2 protein-coding genes and 1 pseudogene are annotated in these 1,704 nt (G+C 63.9%); 2 read left to right on the top strand and 1 reads right to left on the bottom strand.

The window, feature by feature from the left end:
- A pseudogene (locus tag GHO41_RS29170) lies at nucleotides 1–266 on the bottom strand (histidine kinase); the annotation flags it as partial.
- A 268-nt stretch (nucleotides 267–534) separates the two neighbouring features.
- Between GHO41_RS29170 and GHO41_RS29165 the strand changes: the two are divergent.
- Both GHO41_RS29165 and GHO41_RS29160 read left to right on the top strand, forming a co-directional pair.
- Nucleotides 535–1,047 (top strand): dimethylamine monooxygenase subunit DmmA family protein, encoded by a 513-nt coding sequence (locus tag GHO41_RS29165; protein ID WP_153435336.1) that lies wholly within the window; start codon nucleotides 535–537, stop codon nucleotides 1,045–1,047.
- The coding region (locus GHO41_RS29160; protein WP_153435335.1) for a ferredoxin reductase at nucleotides 1,044–1,704 on the top strand (661 nt) is incomplete at its 3' end. The genes GHO41_RS29165 and GHO41_RS29160, both read left to right, overlap by 4 nt.

Below are 1,704 nucleotides of genomic sequence, written 5' to 3'. Positions count from 1 at the left end.
GCGCACAACAGCCGCTGCACGCCACGCCGCCGACACGGGACGCAGGCATGGGCCGTGTCAGTTGCCGGGTGATCGAGCAAGGGGCAACCGGCAACTGCCGGGCAACGCTTGAGCACATCGCAGTGCGCAGTCTGCGGCCCCTCCTCGGCGAGCATCAGATCAAGCCTGGCCATCGGTAGCAGTGCTTCAAAACGGTCCAAAAAATCGCTCACGGCACTGTCCACGTGCAACTGACTCAAGGGCAGTTCGATCAGCAGCTTGCGCACGCTGCTTGCCTGTTCAGGGCGGACACGCCCCAACCAGAGCGGCCACCATCGCGATCGTGTTTGCACTCTCGTTAACTCCCTGTGAACCCACGCAAACACGAGCAACTTCCGTGCCCCTGAGGCCCGCCACGCTTGGCTTATCTCCAAAGAGGTAGCCCTTTGGCCAGATTGAGAAGATTTTCCCCTTAGGAAACTATCTTCCCCAACAGGAAACACAAAACGCCACTTTCGCCCTGTTTACCGGGGTGGATCAGCCAGGACAGCCCACATGACGGATAGCCTCAATGCCGCCCTCGAGCAACGCCACAGCCTGCCGTGCTATCAGGCGGCGCCCCTTGGCGCCAATGCCCGCCAGCACCTCGTGGTCATGCAAAGCACCGCAGCCAGTGCGCCCTTTGTCAGCGAACTGGAGCCGGCTCAGGTGTTGAACGCCGAGCACCCGGACTTTGCCCGACGCCTGCAACAGCTTCTGGACAGCGCCACGGTGGGCAGCCACCTCTACGTGATGGGCGACGAAGCGTTTATGTGGCGCATCCACGGTCTGGCCCGCGACGCCGGGCTCGAAGAACAGGAAATCGACCTCAGCCATACCCTCAGCGGCCCGCGCCAAGTGTATTGCGTGCATTGCGGCCTGCTCCAGGCCGCCTCGCCCACCGCGCAACTGGCGTGCCTGGGCTGTGACGTCGAGCTGGAAGTGCGCGAGCATTTTTCCCGGCGGCTGGGCGCCTACATCGGCGTGTGCCGCAACCCGGACCAGCCGTATGCAGGAGCGCACTCATGAGTCGCCCGCTCCAGGTACAGGTCAGCGCCACGCGGATGCTCACTCAAGCCGTGCGCGAGTTCACCTTCACGCCGTGCTCGGGCCACTTGCCCGCGTTCTCCCCCGGCAGCCATGTGCAAGTGCATTTACCGTTGGCCGCAAGCACGTTGCGCAATGCCTATTCCCTGACCAGCGATCCGGCCGACAACCGCCACTACCGGATTGCCGTGCGCCTGCAAGAACACTCACGCGGCGGCTCGCGCTTTCTGCACCGCGAGGTGCAGGTGGGCGACACCCTGCAACTGTCGGCCCCGGCCAATCTGTTTGCCCTGCACTCGACCGCCAGCTTGCACATATTGATTGCCGGAGGCATCGGCATCACCCCGTTCATGGCCTATATCGCGGCCCTGGAGCAGCGCCAGGCAAACTTCGAATTGCACTACGTGTATCGCCAGGGCCAGAGCGGTGCCTATGTTGACGAACTGCAACAGCGCCTTGGTACGCGCCTGCACACCTATACCCGCCGCCCCGACCTGAGCCACATCCTGCGCGAGCGACCGCTGGGCAGCCACGTTTACAGCTGCGGCCCGCAACCCTTGCTCGATGCTGTTCGCCAGCAGGCTAACGCCCTCGGCTGGCCCGCACAGCGGGTGCACTGGGAGGCCTTCAGTGCAGCGC

It is taken from the genome of Pseudomonas sp. FSL R10-0399, from assembly GCF_009600165.1.
GTDB classification, from domain to species: domain Bacteria; phylum Pseudomonadota; class Gammaproteobacteria; order Pseudomonadales; family Pseudomonadaceae; genus Aquipseudomonas; species Aquipseudomonas helleri.
The sequence above is the reverse complement of the archived record's forward strand: the minus strand, read 5'-3'. Positions and strand labels throughout refer to the sequence as shown.